Source organism: Rhizobium sp. BK316, from assembly GCF_014193695.1.
Taxonomy (GTDB): Bacteria; Pseudomonadota; Alphaproteobacteria; order Rhizobiales; family Rhizobiaceae; genus Rhizobium.
The window spans coordinates 317,330-333,693 of sequence record NZ_JACHZR010000006.1 but is presented as its reverse complement, the minus strand read 5'-3'; the positions used below and the strand labels follow the sequence as shown (position 1 = coordinate 333,693).

13 protein-coding genes and 1 tRNA gene are annotated in these 16,364 nt (G+C 60.1%); 7 read left to right on the top strand and 7 right to left on the bottom strand.

Translation table 11 applies throughout. The annotated features are described in order from the left end of the window. Positions 1 to 5: 5 nt before the first annotated feature. The 3 genes from iolD to FHT87_RS26985 all read right to left on the bottom strand — a co-directional run bounded on the left by iolD (position 6) and on the right by FHT87_RS26985 (position 4,778). Positions 6 to 1,856, bottom strand: coding sequence for a 3D-(3,5/4)-trihydroxycyclohexane-1,2-dione acylhydrolase (decyclizing) (gene iolD / locus FHT87_RS26995; RefSeq protein WP_183805806.1), 1,851 nt, complete (start codon positions 1,854 to 1,856; stop codon positions 6 to 8). A gap of 24 nt (positions 1,857 to 1,880) precedes the next feature. Then, entirely contained in the window at positions 1,881 to 3,812 is a 1,932-nt protein-coding gene (gene iolC / locus FHT87_RS26990; RefSeq protein ID WP_183805804.1) for a 5-dehydro-2-deoxygluconokinase, read from the bottom strand. A gap of 93 nt (positions 3,813 to 3,905) precedes the next feature. Continuing rightward, entirely contained in the window at positions 3,906 to 4,778 is an 873-nt protein-coding gene (locus FHT87_RS26985) for a MurR/RpiR family transcriptional regulator (protein WP_183805802.1), read from the bottom strand. Between the two features lie 208 nt (positions 4,779 to 4,986). On the opposite strand from FHT87_RS26985, the gene FHT87_RS26980 reads away from it, so the two are divergent. The 3 genes from FHT87_RS26980 (at position 4,987) to FHT87_RS26970 (ending at position 7,635) form a co-directional block, all read left to right on the top strand. Beyond that, entirely contained in the window at positions 4,987 to 6,102 is a 1,116-nt protein-coding gene (locus tag FHT87_RS26980) for a Gfo/Idh/MocA family oxidoreductase (RefSeq protein ID WP_183805800.1), read from the top strand. Positions 6,103 to 6,187: 85 nt separating this feature from the next. Next, a complete protein-coding gene (locus FHT87_RS26975; protein ID WP_183730812.1) occupies positions 6,188 to 7,405 on the top strand; it encodes an FAD-dependent oxidoreductase in 1,218 nt (405 codons plus the stop codon). A 140-nt stretch (positions 7,406 to 7,545) separates the two neighbouring features. Next, positions 7,546 to 7,635, top strand: a tRNA-Ser gene (locus FHT87_RS26970). Positions 7,636 to 7,962: 327 nt separating this feature from the next. On the opposite strand, the gene FHT87_RS31305 is transcribed toward FHT87_RS26970, so the two are convergent. Then, complete coding sequence (locus FHT87_RS31305; RefSeq protein WP_246699675.1) at positions 7,963 to 8,280, bottom strand: hypothetical protein; 318 nt, start codon at positions 8,278 to 8,280, stop codon at positions 7,963 to 7,965. Positions 8,281 to 8,996: 716 nt separating this feature from the next. Here FHT87_RS31305 and FHT87_RS26960 point away from each other — a divergent pair. Beyond that, positions 8,997 to 10,076 carry a porin gene (locus FHT87_RS26960; protein WP_183805798.1) on the top strand — a complete coding sequence of 360 codons (1,080 nt, stop codon included), beginning with the start codon at positions 8,997 to 8,999 and terminating at the stop codon, positions 10,074 to 10,076. A gap of 118 nt (positions 10,077 to 10,194) precedes the next feature. On the opposite strand, the gene FHT87_RS26955 is transcribed toward FHT87_RS26960, so the two are convergent. Then, positions 10,195 to 11,088, bottom strand: coding sequence for an alpha/beta hydrolase (locus FHT87_RS26955; RefSeq protein WP_183730794.1), 894 nt, complete (start codon positions 11,086 to 11,088; stop codon positions 10,195 to 10,197). Positions 11,089 to 11,150: 62 nt separating this feature from the next. Further along, a complete protein-coding gene (locus tag FHT87_RS26950; RefSeq protein WP_183805796.1) occupies positions 11,151 to 13,229 on the bottom strand; it encodes a lytic transglycosylase domain-containing protein in 2,079 nt (692 codons plus the stop codon). A gap of 216 nt (positions 13,230 to 13,445) precedes the next feature. On the opposite strand from FHT87_RS26950, the gene dapA reads away from it, so the two are divergent. Together dapA and smpB are read left to right on the top strand one after the other, a co-directional pair. Continuing rightward, positions 13,446 to 14,330, top strand: a complete 885-nt coding sequence (gene dapA / locus FHT87_RS26945) for a 4-hydroxy-tetrahydrodipicolinate synthase (RefSeq protein ID WP_183730788.1) — start codon at positions 13,446 to 13,448, stop codon at positions 14,328 to 14,330. A gap of 151 nt (positions 14,331 to 14,481) precedes the next feature. Next, a complete protein-coding gene (gene smpB, locus FHT87_RS26940; protein WP_183730785.1) occupies positions 14,482 to 14,961 on the top strand; it encodes an SsrA-binding protein SmpB in 480 nt (159 codons plus the stop codon). A 35-nt stretch (positions 14,962 to 14,996) separates the two neighbouring features. On the opposite strand, the gene FHT87_RS26935 is transcribed toward smpB, so the two are convergent. Beyond that, positions 14,997 to 15,578, bottom strand: coding sequence for an NYN domain-containing protein (locus FHT87_RS26935; RefSeq protein ID WP_007820126.1), 582 nt, complete (start codon positions 15,576 to 15,578; stop codon positions 14,997 to 14,999). 297 nt (positions 15,579 to 15,875) lie between these two features. On the opposite strand from FHT87_RS26935, the gene rpoZ reads away from it, so the two are divergent. After that, complete coding sequence (rpoZ, locus tag FHT87_RS26930) at positions 15,876 to 16,280, top strand: DNA-directed RNA polymerase subunit omega (RefSeq protein WP_183730782.1); 405 nt, start codon at positions 15,876 to 15,878, stop codon at positions 16,278 to 16,280. Positions 16,281 to 16,364: the final 84 nt, after the last annotated feature.

The following is a 16,364-nucleotide window of genomic DNA, read 5'->3' as shown; positions in this document are numbered from 1 at the left end:
TCCGATCAGCCGACGCGCTGGGCGGCGCGTGCCTTGACATAGGCCTCATGCGCCTTGTTGACCTCGCCGCGCGGGCTGACTTCCGGCACCGCGACATCCCACCAGTGGCCGCCTTCATCCGTGGTGATCAACGGATCGGTGTCGATGACGAAGACCGACGTGCGGTCGTTCTTCTTCGAATCGGCAATCGCCTGTTCCAGTTCGGCAATCGAAGATACCTTGACCGCAATCGCGCCCATCGCTTCGGCATGTGCCCGGAAATCGATCTCGGGCATCACTTCGTGATAGGTGTCCTTCAGGAGATTGTTGAAGTTGGCGCCGCCGGTCGCCATCTGCAGGCGGTTGATGCAGCCGTAGCCGCGGTTGTCGAGCAGCACGATGTTGAGTTTGAGACCAAGCATGACCGAGGTCGCAAGCTCGGAATTCATCATCATGTAGGAGCCGTCGCCGACCATGACGACGACGTCCTTTTCCGGATGCGCCATCTTGGCGCCGAGGCCGCCGGCGATCTCATAGCCCATGCAGGAGAAGCCGTATTCCATATGGTAGCTGCCGGGGACGGTTGCCGGCCACAGCTTGTGCAATTCGCCCGGCAGGCCGCCTGCCGCGCAGAGCAGCGTGGTCTTCTCGCCACCGATCGAGCGGACAACGGCGCCGATGACCTGCGCATCGGAGGGCAGGGCGGCGTTGGTAGTGCCCATTGCCTTGGCGGCAGCCTCCATCCAGGCCTTCTTTTCCTTCGCAGCCTTTTCGGCAAGGGCTGCCGGCGCCTTCCAGCCGGAAAGACCGGATGAGAGCGCCTTCAGCCCTTCGCGCGCATCGGCAACCAGCGGATGGCTGTCATGCTTCAGTGCGTCATAGGCTGCAATGTTGAGGCTGAGCAGCTTGAAGCCCTCATTCTTGAAGAGTGCCCAGGAGCCCGTCGTGAAATCCTGGCAGCGCGTCCCGACGGCAATCACCAGATCGGTTTCCTCGGCAATCGCATTGGCAGCAGACGTGCCGGTCACGCCGACCGAGCCGAGCGCCAGCGCATGACGCTCGTCGATCGCCGACTTGCCGGCCTGGGTGACGACGACGGGAACGCCGTGCGCCTCCGCGAAGGCCGCAAGCTCCTTGGTCGCCTGCGAATAGAGGACGCCGCCGCCGGCAACGATGACAGGCTTCTGCGAGGCCTTGATCAACGCAATCGCATTGGCAAGCTCATCGGCATCCGGCTGCGGACGGCGCACCGTCCAGACCTTTTCCGCAAACAGGCTCTCCGGATAATCGAAGGCTTCCGCCTGAACATCCTGGCAGAGCGACAGCGTCACAGGACCGCAATCGAGCGGATCGGTCAGCACCTGCATGGCGCGCTTCAATGCGGTGATGATCTGTTCCGGCCGGGTGATGCGGTCGAAATAGCGCGAGACCGGGCGGAAGGCGTCATTGGCCGAAACCGTGCCGTCGCCGAAATCCTCGATCTGCTGCAGCACCGGATCGGGCGCGCGATTGGCGAAGACGTCGCCGGGGAGGAAGAGGACGGGAATACGGTTGACATGCGCCACACCGGCGGCCGTCACCATGTTCAGCGCGCCGGGGCCGATCGAGGTCGTGCAGGCCATGAAACGCTGGCGGAAACTCGCCTTGGCATAGGCAATCGCCGCATGGGCCATGCCCTGTTCATTATGTGCGCGATAGGTCGGCAGCTCTTGGCGCACCTGATAGAGCGCTTCACCCATGCCGGCGACATTGCCATGGCCGAAGATCGCCCAGACGCCGCCGAAGATCGGCACTTTCTTGCCATCGACAATGGTCATCTGCTTCTTGAGGAAATGCGCGATAGCCTGCGCCATCGTCAATCTTACCGTCTTGCCCATAAGGCGCCTCCCAAATTCACTCTCTTAGTTGAGGCCGCGGGTTTTCAGCCAAGCCTCTGTCAATTGCTTGAAGCGGCCGGCCATGTCGGCAATCGCCTCCTCGTCGTTGATCTTGCCGGACAGCCAGCCGCGCGCGGCTTCGGCAAAGATCGTGCGGCCGACCGCAAAGCCCTTGACGGAGGGTGCCGCCAGCGTTGCCTCGAACCCCTTCACCAGTTCATCGGCGGGAGCCTCGAGCCCCAGCAGCACGATACCGCGGCACCATGGATCATTTTTGGCGATGACGGCATCGATCTTCTTCCAGGCGCCGCTCGATGCCTGCGGCTCCAGCTTCCACCAGTCCGGCTTGATGCCGAGCGCGTAGAGCTCTTCCAGTGCCGTCGACACCGTATCGTCGGTCAGCGGCCCGTTCTTGCTTGCGATGATCTCCACCAGCAGCTCGCGGCCGACCTTGCGTGCGGCTTCGAAGAGCGTGCGCAGCTTCTCCTGCTGCTCGGTCTTCAGCGCTGCCGGATCGTCGGGATGGTAAAAGCACAGGCACTTGATGCAATGGTCGAGCGGCCATTCAACCAGCTGCGAACCGATATCCTGGCTGAACTCGAAACGCAGCGGCTTGGAGCCCGGAAGCTCGACCGGCCGGCCGATCCAGGTGAAATTCTTCTTGGCCGCATCGAAGAAGGCATCGCGGCCGAAACGCTCGTCGATCAGCATGCCGTAGCCCCGCCGCCCATCGGCAACGCGGGCTGCGGCTTCCACCGCCAGCCGCTTGAAGGCGACGATCCGCTTGTAGTCGACGCCGAGCTCGTCGCAGACGCTGGTCAATTGCGAACGGTGATCGATGGCGAGCGCCATCAAAAGTGGGATTGCGCCTTTGCGGGTCGAGGCCCAATGGATGTGGTTGATCGCCTCGTCCTTGCGCAATGCGCGATGTTTGCTGCCGTGGTTCAGGAAAAAGTCGAGTTCCGCCCAGGTCGGATATTCCGGCGAGCAGAGCAGGCGGGAGACAGCAAAGGCGCCGCAGGCATTCGCCCAGGTGGCGCAGGTCTTCAGCGGCTCATCCTTCAGCCAGCCGCGCAGCAGACCGGACATGAAGGCATCGCCAGCACCAAGCACGTTGAACACCTCGATCGGAAAGCCCTGGCCGACGATGCCGTCTTCCAGATTGTCGCTGATTGGGCCGTCATAGACGATGCAGCCCATGGCGCCGCGCTTCAGAACGATCGTTGCCGGGGAAAGACGTCGAATTTCCTTTAGTGCACCGAGAACATCGTCCGCACCCGACGCAATCAGGATTTCCTCTTCCGTGCCGACGATCAGGTCGCAATCCGGCAGCGTCTCCTTCATCTTCGAAGACACACGGTCGGACTTCACATAACGCTCGAAGCCCTCGGCATGGCCGGCAAGGCCCCAGAGGTTCGGCCGATAATCGATATCGAAGATCACCTTGCGGCCGTTGGCCTTGGCGATGCGGATCGCCTTGCGCTGCGCGGCCTCCGTATTCGGCCGGGAGAAATGCGTGCCCGAGACGAGCACGGCGCGCGAGGACCTGATGAAATCCTCGTCGATATCGCCTTCGTCGAGCGCCATGTCGGCGCAGTCGGAGCGATAGAAGATCATCGGCGAGACACCTTCGGCCTCCACCGCGAGCAGCACGAGCGCCGTCAGCCGCTCCTTGTCCGTCTTGATGCCTTTGGTCTCGACGCCTTCGCGCGCCGACTGCTCGATGATGAAGCGGCCCATCTGCTCCGCACCGACACGCGTGATCAATGCCGATTTCAGCCCGAGCCGCGCCGTGCCGATCGCGATATTGGCCGGGCAGCCGCCGACGGACTTGGCAAACGAGCCGATATCTTCGAGCCGCGAGCCGATCTGCTGGCCGTAGAGATCGACGGAGGATCGGCCGATCGTGATCACGTCGAGAGACGGCTCCGGCGAGCCCGGATTCGATTGTACCATGATATCCTCCCGCTAGATTCTTACACGGTCTGGGGTGCCCGTGAATTTTGAATAATGAAACATCGGTTCCGTCTCTTTGTCAATTCGGAATGTTTATTCCATTTTCGTCTTCACGGGTTTGGAATGTTGCAGCTTGCGCCGCCGCTCGGCAATGGCGACAGGCAGCGCCATGGTGAGCGCCATCGATGCCGAGAGCGAACGAAAACCGCCGAAATCGGCCTCCGCCACCTCGAACCAGTGTGTCGCGCAGGCAGCCAGCGGCGAAAAGGCCGAATCGGTGATCGCAATGACCGGCACGCCGCGATCGGCAAGCTCCTGGCTCTGGCTGAGACTGTCGGCGGCATAGGGCGAAAAGCTTGCTGCAATCGCCGCATCGCGCGGCGTGGCAAACTGCACCATCTCCGGATCGACGCCGTTTGGCGAGGCGACGATCTGATGGCGGATATGCAGCTTGGAAAAAGCGTAGGTCATATGCGCCGTCAGCGGATAGGAGCGCCGCTTGGCGATGAGATAGATGGTCTCGGCAGCCGCCAGGATATCGACTGCCTTGGCGAACGTGTCGGTCTGCACCGTCGCCGCAAGCCGGTTCACGGACTGGCTGGCGGCCGATATGAAACCGGAAAGCAGCGTTGCATCCTCGTCGTCCCCACCGGACTGTTCCAGCGTGACGAGGCGTTCCTCATAGCTCAGTGTCCGGTCGCGCAGCCGCTCGCGAAAGATGCTCTGCAGGTCGGAAAAGCCTTCATAGCCCAAGTGGTGGGCAAGGCGCACGAGCGTGGACGGCTGCACATCGGAGGCCGCGGCAATGCTCGCCGTCGTGCCAAAGGCGATCTCGTCGGGATTGCCGAGCGCAAAGGCGGCCACCTGCGCCAGCCGTTTCGGCATGTTCGCCTTGCGCTCGATGATGGTGCTGCGCAGGCTTTCGAAATCGCGCGGCACGCGCGCTCTCTTGGGATCATTATCCATGCTGACGGCTCAGAAGATGAAACAAATATTCCATATTTCGAAGCATAAACGATTTCCACGAAGGCGCCTAATTGTTTTTAATCTCCTGAAAATCAAGGGTTTTAGACAGTCTCAGGAGCGACGAGACGAAATGATGCATCGCTGCCTGCTTGTCAAAATGATCCAAATATTCCAAAAATCCATGCGGATTTGAGGAGGAGACCCTGACATGAAGCCACTCGGCATCGGTTTGATCGGCACCGGTTATATGGGCAAGTGCCATGCACTGGCATGGAATGCGGTGAAAACGGTGTTCGGCGATGTCGAGCGGCCGCGCCTCGTGCATCTTGCCGAAGCCAATGCCGAGCTTGCAGGCGCTCGCGCCGCCGAGTTCGGCTTCGAGAAGGCGACGGCCGACTGGCGGGCACTGATTGCCGACCCCGATGTCGATGTCGTCTCCGTCACCACACCCAATCAGTTCCATGCCGAAATGGCGATTGCGGCACTTGAGGCCGGCAAACATGTCTGGTGTGAAAAGCCGATGGCGCCTGCCTATGCGGAAGCCGAGCGCATGCTTGCCGTTGCGAGGCAATCCGGCAAAGTTGCCGTGCTCGGCTACAATTATATCCAGAACCCGATCATGCGGCATATAAAGACGCTGATCGGCGAAGGCGCGATCGGCTCGGTCAATCATATCCGCGTCGAAATGGACGAGGATTTCATGGCCGATCCCGATGTCTTCTTCTACTGGAAGAGCGAGCTGTCGGCCGGCTACGGCGCGCTCGACGATTTCGCCGTCCATCCCCTGTCGCTGCTCTGGTATCTCTTCGGCCATGTCGAGGCCGTCACCACCGATATGGTGAAGCCCTATGCCGACCGCCCTCAGAAGGAAGGCGGCCGCCGCGCTGTGGAGAATCACGATGCCGCCAATGTGCTGATGCGCCTTGGCGGCGGCATCTCCGCTGTGCTGATGGCAAACCGGGCCGCCTGGGGCCGCAAGGGCCGGATCGCCCTGCAGATCTACGGCTCGAAGGGCTCGATCCTCTACGATCAGGAGCGCATGAACGAATTCGAGCTCTATCGGGCCGAAGGGCGAGGCTCCGAACAGGGCTTCCGCAAGATACTGGCGGCGCCCGCCCATCAGCCCTATGATCGCTTCATTCCGGCCCCTGGCCACGGTCTCGGCTTCAACGATCTGAAGATCATCGAATGCCGCGAGCTGATCCGGGCGATTTCCGGAGAGCCGGCGTCTATCGTGACATTCGAAGACGGTCTCAGGATAGAGAAGTCGGTTCATGCCATGGCACAGTCCTTCCATGAGCGCCGCTGGATCGAGATCGGCTGAGGTTAGACCTCGCTTCCGTTGACGGCGTTTGGGGCAGGGGATAGGCCTTGTCCCTGTTGAAGGCCGCATATTCGGGAGTGACATCGTGACGGATAGACTGGTGATCATCGGCGCGGGGCAGGCAGGCTTCGCATTGGCAGCCAAGCTGCGTGCATTGAAGGATGAGCGTCCGATCACGCTCATCGGCGCCGAAGACGTGCTTCCCTACCAGCGCCCGCCGCTGTCGAAGAAATATCTGCTCGGTGAGATGGCCTTCGATCGCCTGCTGTTCCGTCCCGAGCATTGGTACCCAGACAATAATGTCGAGATCCGTCTGTCGACCTGGGCCGAGCAGATCAACCGCGAGACCAAGCAGGTCCTGCTGCAGGATGGTTCCATCATCGACTACGGTACGCTGGCAATCGTGACGGGCTCGACGCCTCGCCGCCTGCCTGCCGCGATCGGCGGCGATCTGGAGGGCGTCTATGTCGCCCGCGACAAGCGCGACGCCGATCTTCTGGCCGGGGAAATGCGACCCGGCCGCCGTGTGCTTATCATCGGCGGCGGTTATATCGGCCTGGAGGCTGCAGCCGTTGCCCGCCATCTCGGCCTCGAAGTGACCGTCATCGAAATGGCCGAGCGGATCCTGCAGCGCGTCGCCGCCAAGGAGACCGCGGACATCATGCGCGCGATTCATAAGAGCCATGATGTGACGATTCGCGAAAAGACCGGTCTGAAGCATCTGATCGGTAGGGATGGCCGGGTGGCCGGCGCCGAACTCTCCGATGGCAGCATCATCGACGTGGATTTCGTCATCGTCGGCATCGGTGTGGTGCCGAACGATCTTCTCGCCAAGGAGGCAGGGCTCGACGTCGGCAATGGAATCATCGTCGATGAGTTCGCCCGCACATCCGATCCGTCGATCTTTGCGGCGGGCGATTGCGCGAGCCTGCCGTGGCAGGGCGGCCGCATCCGGCTCGAATCCGTCCAGAACGCCGTCGATCAGGCAGATGCCGCCGCTGCCGTTATCGCCGGCGGCAGCGAACCCTATGACCCGAAGCCCTGGTTCTGGTCCGACCAATATGATGTGAAGCTGCAGATCGCCGGCTTCAATATGGGCTATGACGACACGCTTCTGCGCCCGGGCGCCCGCGAAGGCGCAAGCTCCGTCTGGTATTTCCGTGAGGGCAGGCTGATTGCCGTCGATGCCATCAACGATGCAAAGGCCTATGTGACGGGCAAGAAGATGCTGGAATCGGGGATCAATCCGGATCGGGCGATCCTTGCTGATCCCGCGGCCGATCTGAAGCAATTGCTGGCCTGACCGGGCAACCCGCACAAGCGCCTCTGAAGCGCTTTACGTTTGAACTGTCATCATTCTATCGGTGGCCTATCTAAAGGACATGTGAAAACTTCAAAAAGAGCTTGATCGCACGGGAGAATACCCATATCAGGGCTCCCACCGGAGAGGTGGCCGAGTGGTCGAAGGCGCTCCCCTGCTAAGGGAGTATACCCGAGAGGGTATCGTGGGTTCGAATCCCATCTTCTCCGCCATCTATCTTTTTTGTCATTGAATCAGATAGATGGCCGCGTATATCAATTCAGCCATAATATTTGCCGGAAGACGATTTTCGCTTGCCTCAGTCGGGCTGGGCCGCGTTTGGGCTGTAAATTTTCCACGTCTCTCGAAGCGTGATCGGTCCTTGGACGTAAAAATGCCCGCCGGGTGGTGAGCCGGCAGGCGTCTGTGGTGGCTTTGGTGAAGACGTTCTGCCCGAGAGCGCCAGCGCAGATGCCCGGGCAGCATTCCGCCATCGGTCTTGAAGGAGCCGACGGTTGCTGAATGCCGCACCCTGCGATAGGCCGGGCGAGTGTCGCCGGCTAGAAGCGAAAATATAAAGTCACTCCTGGCCGCCGATGGTAATAATCCCGATAGCCGTAATACCCGGGATATCGATAGCCGTAATACCGAGGATATCTATTGTAGCACCTGCCATAATACCCGCAGGAACGGTAGGCGTACCGGTGGTTCCAGTGGCGATCCGCACGCCAATGACGATGGCTCCGGTGTCTGACCAGCTCGACATTGCCGATCTGCACTTGTTCGGCTCTCGGCACGAAAATCGGAGCCGCGTTTAGCGGTGGGGCGAAAGATGCAGCCAGGACAACGGCTGCGAGTGCTGATAATAGCTTCCTCATCGACGTATCCTCTCAGGTTTTCAGATTGCGCTGCCAGGCATGAACCTCCGATGAACGGTTTCATCGATCGAGCGGCCTGGAATCGTCGGTGAGCCGACCACAGTGGGAGTGGTGCTGATCCGGCTGGCGGATATCGTCTCCGCCGTTTTCCTTCATTAATGTCAGCGGTCTTTTCGCGCGCGGCTTCTCGTGCCCGCCGTCAATTTTCTCTGTTCGAAATTCTCCCTGTCGCATGTCGCGTTCCGGAATCGCGATGAGCGCCGAGCGAATCGCATAGGGGAATCAATCGTCTCTCGTCGGCCAAAGCTGAAATCGGTTTCGATTTTCGCATGGGCAAGCTTCGCGTCAGTCGTTAGCCGGTCAGCGCAGAAAGCCGAATCTGGCGGGAAAATGGTGCCAATTTGGCACGACCGGATGCCTCTGCGTCTTATGAAATCCCAATAAACACCGGGAAAATAAGCGCTTTCTTAACAAAGCTTAAACAAATGGCGGCCCCGTTGCCCAACTTGTGGCCTTTCAGCAACAGCGTTTCGGTAAGGCCTTCGTAAACCCCTCTCGAACACAAGTTGGTGATTGCGTGACAGCTTTCGTCTTGTATTTTCACTCTCGGAAGCAAGGGCCTGACCGCCCGACTTCTTCAAACACCGGGGGTGGGGCAGGGAAACGTCGTTCAGACGTGATCCTACCTCCGATCGAAACTTGAATTGGAGGTCATTATGAACATCAAGAGCCTTCTTCTTGGCTCTGCTGCCGCTTTGGCAGTAGTTTCCGGCGCTCAGGCTGCTGACGCTATCGTTGCAGCCGAGCCGGAACCGGTTGAGTACGTTCGCGTCTGCGACGCTTACGGCACCGGCTACTTCTACATCCCGGGCACGGAAACCTGCCTGAAGATCAACGGTTACATCCGTTTCCAGGTTAACGTCGGCCCGAACGCCGGCGGCGACAAGACGACCAACGACTCCAGCTGGGATGCTGTAACCCGCGGTCAGGTTCAGTTCACGGCCAAGAGCGACACCGAATACGGCCCGCTCACCGGCGTGATCGTTCTCCAGGCCAACGCAGACAACGCGTCCAGCCAGAACACGAAGCTCGACTCCGCTTACCTCGACGTCGCGGGCTTCCGCGCTGGTCTCTTCTACTCCTGGTGGGACGATGGTCTCTCCGGCGAAACGGACGATATCGGTTCTGTCGTAACGCTGCATAACTCGATCCGTTATCAGTACGAAACCGGCTCCTTCTACGCTGGCCTCAGCGTCGACGAACTGGAAGACGGCGTCTATCAGGGCACCTTTGCTACCAACGCTGCCGGCACCACCACCTTCACTGCGGACGATGGTCCGAACAACGTCGGCGTTGCCTTCGGCATCGGCGGTAAGGCTGGCGCCTTCAGCTACCAGGTCACCGGCGGCTGGGACTTCGACAACGAAGACGGCGCAATCCGCGCTATGGGTACGGCTGAACTCGGCCCGGGCACGCTCGGCCTCGCTGTTGTCTACTCCAGCGGCCCGAACTCCTACTACTCGACGGCTGAATGGGCAGTTGCTGGCGAATACGCCATCAAGGCAACGGACAAGCTGAAGATCACCCCTGGCGTTCAGTACTACGGCAACTACTTCGGCGGCAGCAAGAATGTTCCGACAGACTGGGATGGTCTCGGCGATGCCTGGAAGGCTGGTCTGACGGTTGATTACCAGATCGTCGAAAACTTCTACGCCAAGGCTTCGGTCCAGTACCTGGATCCGGAAGATGGCGACGACGTAACCACCGGTTACTTCCGTCTGCAGCGTGCGTTCTAATTCGAGTTGACTTCGGTCATAGAGAAGCCCGGCTTTTGAGCCGGGCTTTTTTGTTGATTGCCACCTTCATTGTGGCGGGTAGTGTTTTGATGTCGGCGCTAGGCGGTGTCACGAAAGCTCAGCTCAGCCTGCCGATAAATGTCCTGATCGCCTCCGGAATGTCTCCTAAATGCAGAAGTGGCGCGTGACCTTGGCCTTTCGCCGTGATCTGCACCATATTAGGATGCCGTTTCGTCATCTCGTCTGTCGTCTCCAGGGATAGCAGATTGGAATTCTCTCCCCGGATCACCAATAGCGGTGTGGAGCGCAGCTCTTCGAATTGCGGCCAAAGGTCGGGTAGGGGGCCGTTGAAATCAATCGTTTTCAACTGTTCGGCAATAGCCGGGTCATAGTCGGCAACCGGTATGCCATTTGTCTCCCTGTAAATAGCCCGTGCCATTTCCCACCAGTCGTTGGCACCGAGCGCGGGAAAGGCAGCGGCAAGATTTTCTTTGAGGATATCGACCGCGTCACTCCAGGTCCGAGGTTTGCGGCTGCGATTGAGATAGTCCCGGATAGCCATCAGCCCGGCCGGTTCGATGACTGCGCCAATATCGTTGAAGATGACGCCGGCAAGTAATCCGAGCCGCGTTGCCGCCAGCAAATGCAGGATCAGCCCGCCTCGCGATGTGCCGATGAAGATGGCGCGGTTGATGCCGAACGCCGCGCAGGCGGCGATGACATCGCCGCCTTCGACGGCGAGATTGTAATTCGCCTTGTTCTCATCCCGCTCGGACATGCCGCGCCCGCGATAATCCAGGGCAATGACGCGCTGGGGAGAGGTGGCGTCTCGCGAAAGCAGTAATGCCAGATCGTGGAAATCACGCGAGTTGCGGGTCAGGCCCGGCAGGCAGATGACCGGCAATCGACCGGTGTCTCCAGTCGCCGGTTGGTAGTCACGGACGTAGAGCGTCAGCCCGTCAGTCGACTTATAGAATCGTTCAGCAAAATCTTTCATGTTCCCGTTGGCCATGACGCCTCCATCCGCTTGCCGGAAGAAGGTTAGTGTGCTTTCGGCAGGCCTGCCAATCGGCTTCAGGTCGCGCCGCGCCCACCAATGAGGTCACGCTCGATGTCAGGTGTCTGCCCAAGGCGCGCCTTGTAGACTTCGTAGTTCTCCATCACCCGCTGCACATAATTGCGTGTTTCGGGAAAGGGGATGCGCTCGATCCAATCGACGATCTCGTCGACCGGCTTGCCGCGCGGGTCACCATAGCGGCCGATCCATTCCGGCACGCGCTTCGGCCCGGCATTATAGGCGATGAAGGTGAGGATATAGGAGCCGCCGAAGGCGTCGATCTGCTCGCCGAGGTAATGCGCGCCGAGCGTCGCATTATAGCCGGCATCGGCCGTCAGCTTGTCCTTGGAATAGGTGATCTTGTGTCGCTTGGCGACGGCTTGGGCCGTGCCCGGCAAGAGCTGAAGCAGGCCGCGGGCATTGGCGGCGGAAACGGCGGCCGGATTGAAGGCGCTTTCCTGCCGGGCGATTGCATAGGCGAGCGCCTTGCCGGAGCCGGATATATTGGCGTTGGCCGGAATGACGCCGACCGGGAAGGCAAGTGCTGCGACATCGATGCCGCGCCCATAGGCGATCTTGCCGATCTGCAGTGAAAGATGATGGTCGCCCGCCTGCTCGGCCTTGGCAGTCAGGATTGCAAGCTCGCCGGGGCTCTGGAGCTGGTCGGCCAGTGCCAGATAAAGGGCTGCGGCCCGCCAGCCATGACCTGCGGATTCCAGCCGCCCGATCGCCTGCACGGCCTCGCGCTGCTGCAGATTCTGGCGGTCGGAAGCCGTCGGCGACGGATATGTGACATCGAGCGTCTTGCGTCCCAGCCTTTCCGCGGCAAGCTGGCCGTAGAAAGTGCCCGGAAAATTCGCGGCTTTGGCGAAAAATTCGCTGGCCTTGCCCGGTCCGCCGGCTTCGGCTGAGCGTCCGAGCCAATACCAGGCGCGCGAAACGGAGAGCGGGCCGTTGGAAACCTGCAGGATCTTGCGGAAATGCGTCTCGGCCGTCGTCGGGTCCTGCAGACCGCGCAGCGCATACCAGCCGGCATGGAATTGCGCCTCGACGACATCCGTCGGCACCGTCGCGACGGAGGCGGCAACGATCTGGTAGGCGGCCTTGAACTGTCCCTGGTCGACGAGGCCGCGGCTGACGATCCGCTGCTCGTTCCACCATTCGCCCGAGTTCATCAGTTCGGTCCGGTCGCGGGGTATTTGCTGCAGCAGCTTGGCGGCGTCGAGATACTTGTCCTGCTTGCGAAGATATTCGATGCGCGCGAAGAGAAAACCCGGATCGCTGCGCCACTTGGCATCGACCGCGTTCAGAAGCGCGCCGGCATTGCCGGCATTGTTGTCGACGGCAGCCCAGGCCTTGTAGAGCGACTGCGCCTGACCCATGTCGCCGAAGCGCTTGGCCTGCGCCACACGTCCGCGATACATGAGATAATCCATCCGCGTCTTATGATCGGCCGGAGTCAGCAGACCGGCAAATTCGGCCAGGATCTTGTCTTCGGTTGCCTTGTCGAGCGCCTGTCCGCGCCAGGTCTTGCCGATATATTTTGCCGCCTGCACAGACTTGCCGGTCGCCACAAGCGCCCGCGACAGGATCATGGCGCCCTGCGCCGTCTCGGGCGCCGTATCGCCGAAGGCGTTCAACACCGCGGCAGGAGCGGGGTTTTCGTCATAGAGCGCGCGTTCGGAATTGCCGCGCAGCCGTTCGAGACCCGGCCAGCCCTTCAGCTCGTCCGAAGCACTGGCGATCTCGTAGGAGGGAACACCCTTCAGGCCGGAGGTGGCGATTGCCCAGGTCAGGATATGACGGTCGAGCGTTCCCGCCGCCATGGTATTGCGGATGGCGAGCGCCTGCTGCGGATCTTTGTTGGAGAGCGCATCGAGCCCCGCCTTCAGGTCGCTGTTGACAGGCGCGATCGCCGGATTGCGCGGAATGGCGCCGGTCGTGATCGCCTCGGGGAAGGACGCGGTTTCCGGCACGAAACCCAGCGGCTTGACGGCGGGTACGGGAGCGCCTTCGCCGGGCAGCTGCGATGCAGCGCTGCCCCAGGCCGCGGCCACCAGACCGAAGGCGGACAGGATCAGAACGGTTCTCTTCATCCGGATGACTCGCAACGAAAATACGCCCTTCCATTTGGCGGGAGGCACATTAACGAAACCTTACCAAACCAGGTAAAATTCATTCACATTTGCTATCGGATTTTGCCCTAAACCGATCTATGCGCGCTTGTCGCGGCCATATTGCCGCTCTATGGTGCGCAACTCTTATTCATGGAATGCGGCTGAAGCAAGGATATCGGCCGTGAGGAGCTTTGCATGTTCAATGGGTCCATCCCCGCTCTCGTCACTCCCTTCACCGATGCTGGCCTGATCGACGAAGACAGCTTCGCCGCTCACGTCACGTGGCAGATCGGGGAGGGCAGCAGCGGCCTCGTTCCGGTCGGCACGACCGGTGAGTCGCCGACGCTGTCGCATGCCGAGCACAAACGGGTGGTGGAGCTCTGCATCGAAGTTGCGGGCAAACGCGTGCCCGTCATGGCCGGCGCCGGCTCGAACAATACGCGCGAAGCGATCGAGCTTGCCCAGCATGCCGAAAAGGTCGGTGCCGATGCCGTCCTCGTCGTCACGCCCTATTACAACAAACCGACGCAGAAGGGCCTGATCGCTCACTATTCGGCGATCGCCGAAGCCGTTGCCCTGCCGATCTACATCTACAATATCCCCGGCCGCTCGGTCATCGACATGACGCCGGAGACGATGGGCGCGCTTGCCAAGGCGCACAAGAACATCGTCGGCGTCAAGGATGCCACCGGCAAGATCGAGCGTGTCTCCGAGCAGCGCATCACCTGCGGCAAGGAGTTCCAGCAGCTTTCCGGCGAGGATGCGACGGCGCTTGGCTTCAACGCCCACGGCGGCGTCGGCTGCATTTCGGTGACGGCCAATATCGCGCCGCGCCTCTGTGCGGAGTTCCAGGCGGCGACGGCTGCCGGCAACTATGCCAAGGCGCTGGAACTGCAGGACCGGCTGATGCCGCTGCACAAGGCGGTCTTCATGGAGCCCGGCGTCTGCGGCGCGAAATACGGCCTGTCGAAGCTCGGCCGCATGGGCCGTACTGTCCGCTCGCCGCTGATGTCTTCGCTGGAGCCGGCAACGGAAGCGGCGATCGATGCCGCCATGCGTCACGCGGGCCTGCTCAACTAAAGCATGTCGCGCAAAAGTGTGCAGCGGTTTTGCGAAAACGACATGCGTTAAGCGTAAACCCGGCCCGTCTTCACAAAATCGAGCCGTTCTCTTACATAGATGACAGGAAATGAGGGCGCGGCATTCGCGCCTCTGGAATGGAATTATCGTCATGGCCCCCAAAGGCAGCCAGCGTATCGTGAAGAAGGTCGTCGCGGAAAACCGCAAGGCCCGCTTCAACTACGAGATCATCGATACCTATGAGGCGGGCTTGGTGCTGATGGGCACCGAGGTCAAGTCATTGCGCGAAGGCAAGGCCAATATCGCCGAATCCTACGCCTCCGATGAGGATGGCGAGATCTGGCTGATCAATTCCTATCTGCCGGAATATCTGCAGGCGAACCGCTTCAACCATGAGCCGCGCCGCCGACGCAAGCTGCTCTTGTCCGCGCGTGAGATCAACCGCTTGCGTGCAGGCATCAATCGCGAAGGCATGACGCTGATCCCGATGAAGGTCTACTTCAACGATCAGGGCCGCGCCAAGCTCGAGCTGGCGCTTGCGAAGGGCAAGAAACTGCATGACAAGCGCGAATCCGAGAAGGAGCGCGATTGGAACAGGCAGAAGAGCCGTCTGTTGAAAGACAACGGCTGACCATGCCACCAGCATTCGCTATCTGCGAATAGGGTTCAGTCTTCGAAATCGCTGGCCGGCGCCACTTCGGCAGGACGGGGCGGACGTTCGGAAGGATCCCGGCCGATCTCGGCCTTCAGCGACAGGAGATCGATGAAATGATCGGCTTGGCGACGCAGGTCGTCGGCGATCATCGGCGGCTGGGTCGACATGGTCGAAATGACCGAAACCTTGCGCCCCTTGCGTTGCAGCGCTTCGACCAGATTGGTGAAATCGCCGTCGCCGGAGAAGATGACGAGATGGTCGACCGTTTCGGACTGTTCCATGGCATCGATTGCGAGTTCGATATCCATATTGCCCTTGATCTTGCGGCGTCCCATGGAGTCGGTAAACTCCTTGGCAGGCTTCGTCACGACCTTGTAGCCGTTATAATCCAGCCAGTCGATGAGTGGACGGATCGAGGAATATTCCTGGTCTTCGATTAGCGCGGTATAGTAGTAAGCGCGCAGCAGGTATCCGCGTTTCTGAAATGCTTTCAAGAGCTTGCGGTAATCGATATCAAAGCCGAGACTCTTGGATGCAGCGTAGAGGTTGGCGCCGTCAATGAATAGTGCAATTTTTTCGCGTGGGTCAAACATCGCTTACCAATCCAAAGAGAGTAATCCAAATCCATAAGCCACTTAGCCCAATAAAAACAGCGGCTTGTGGATGTGGCGTCGAGCTGTTTCATACTTTATGAATTATTCATATATGAAAGATTTAGGGCACGATTCGGGATATTCCAAGCAACCCCCGGTGGAAATGTCATATTGTGCATGGAAATTTAGACCGGCTGCGGATAAAGGCGAGGGGACCCTAACGAAAAACTTGAATTTGCCCGGTTTTAATTGTATCGGGCGTTTTAATCCTGAAAAGACGACCGCAAAGGACAGGCAATGGCCCGTGTCACAGTAGAAGATTGCATTGACAAGGTGGAGAACCGCTTCGAGCTGGTTCTGCTCGCCAGCCACCGCGCCCGGCTGATTTCCCAGGGTGCATCGATCACCATCGATCGCGATAACGACAAGAACCCGGTTGTGGCTCTGCGCGAAATCGCCGATGAGACCCTGTCGCCTGATGACCTGAAGGAAGACCTGATCCACTCGCTGCAGAAGCACGTGGAAGTGGATGAGCCCGAGCCCGATCCGGCAAGCCTGATCGCCGCCGGCGCTGCTGCCTCTGCCGACAGCGAAGAGCAGGACGATCTGCCGGAAACGATCACCTTCGACCAGATGTCGGAAGAAGAGCTTCTGGCCGGCATCGAAGGTCTCGTCCCGCCGGAAAAGAGCGACGATTACTAAGCGCATCCCTTGCCTTTGAACGGTCGGGGCTTCCTGCGCGGCAAAAGATCGATGATTACCAATCATCAATCTTGCGCCTGTAAA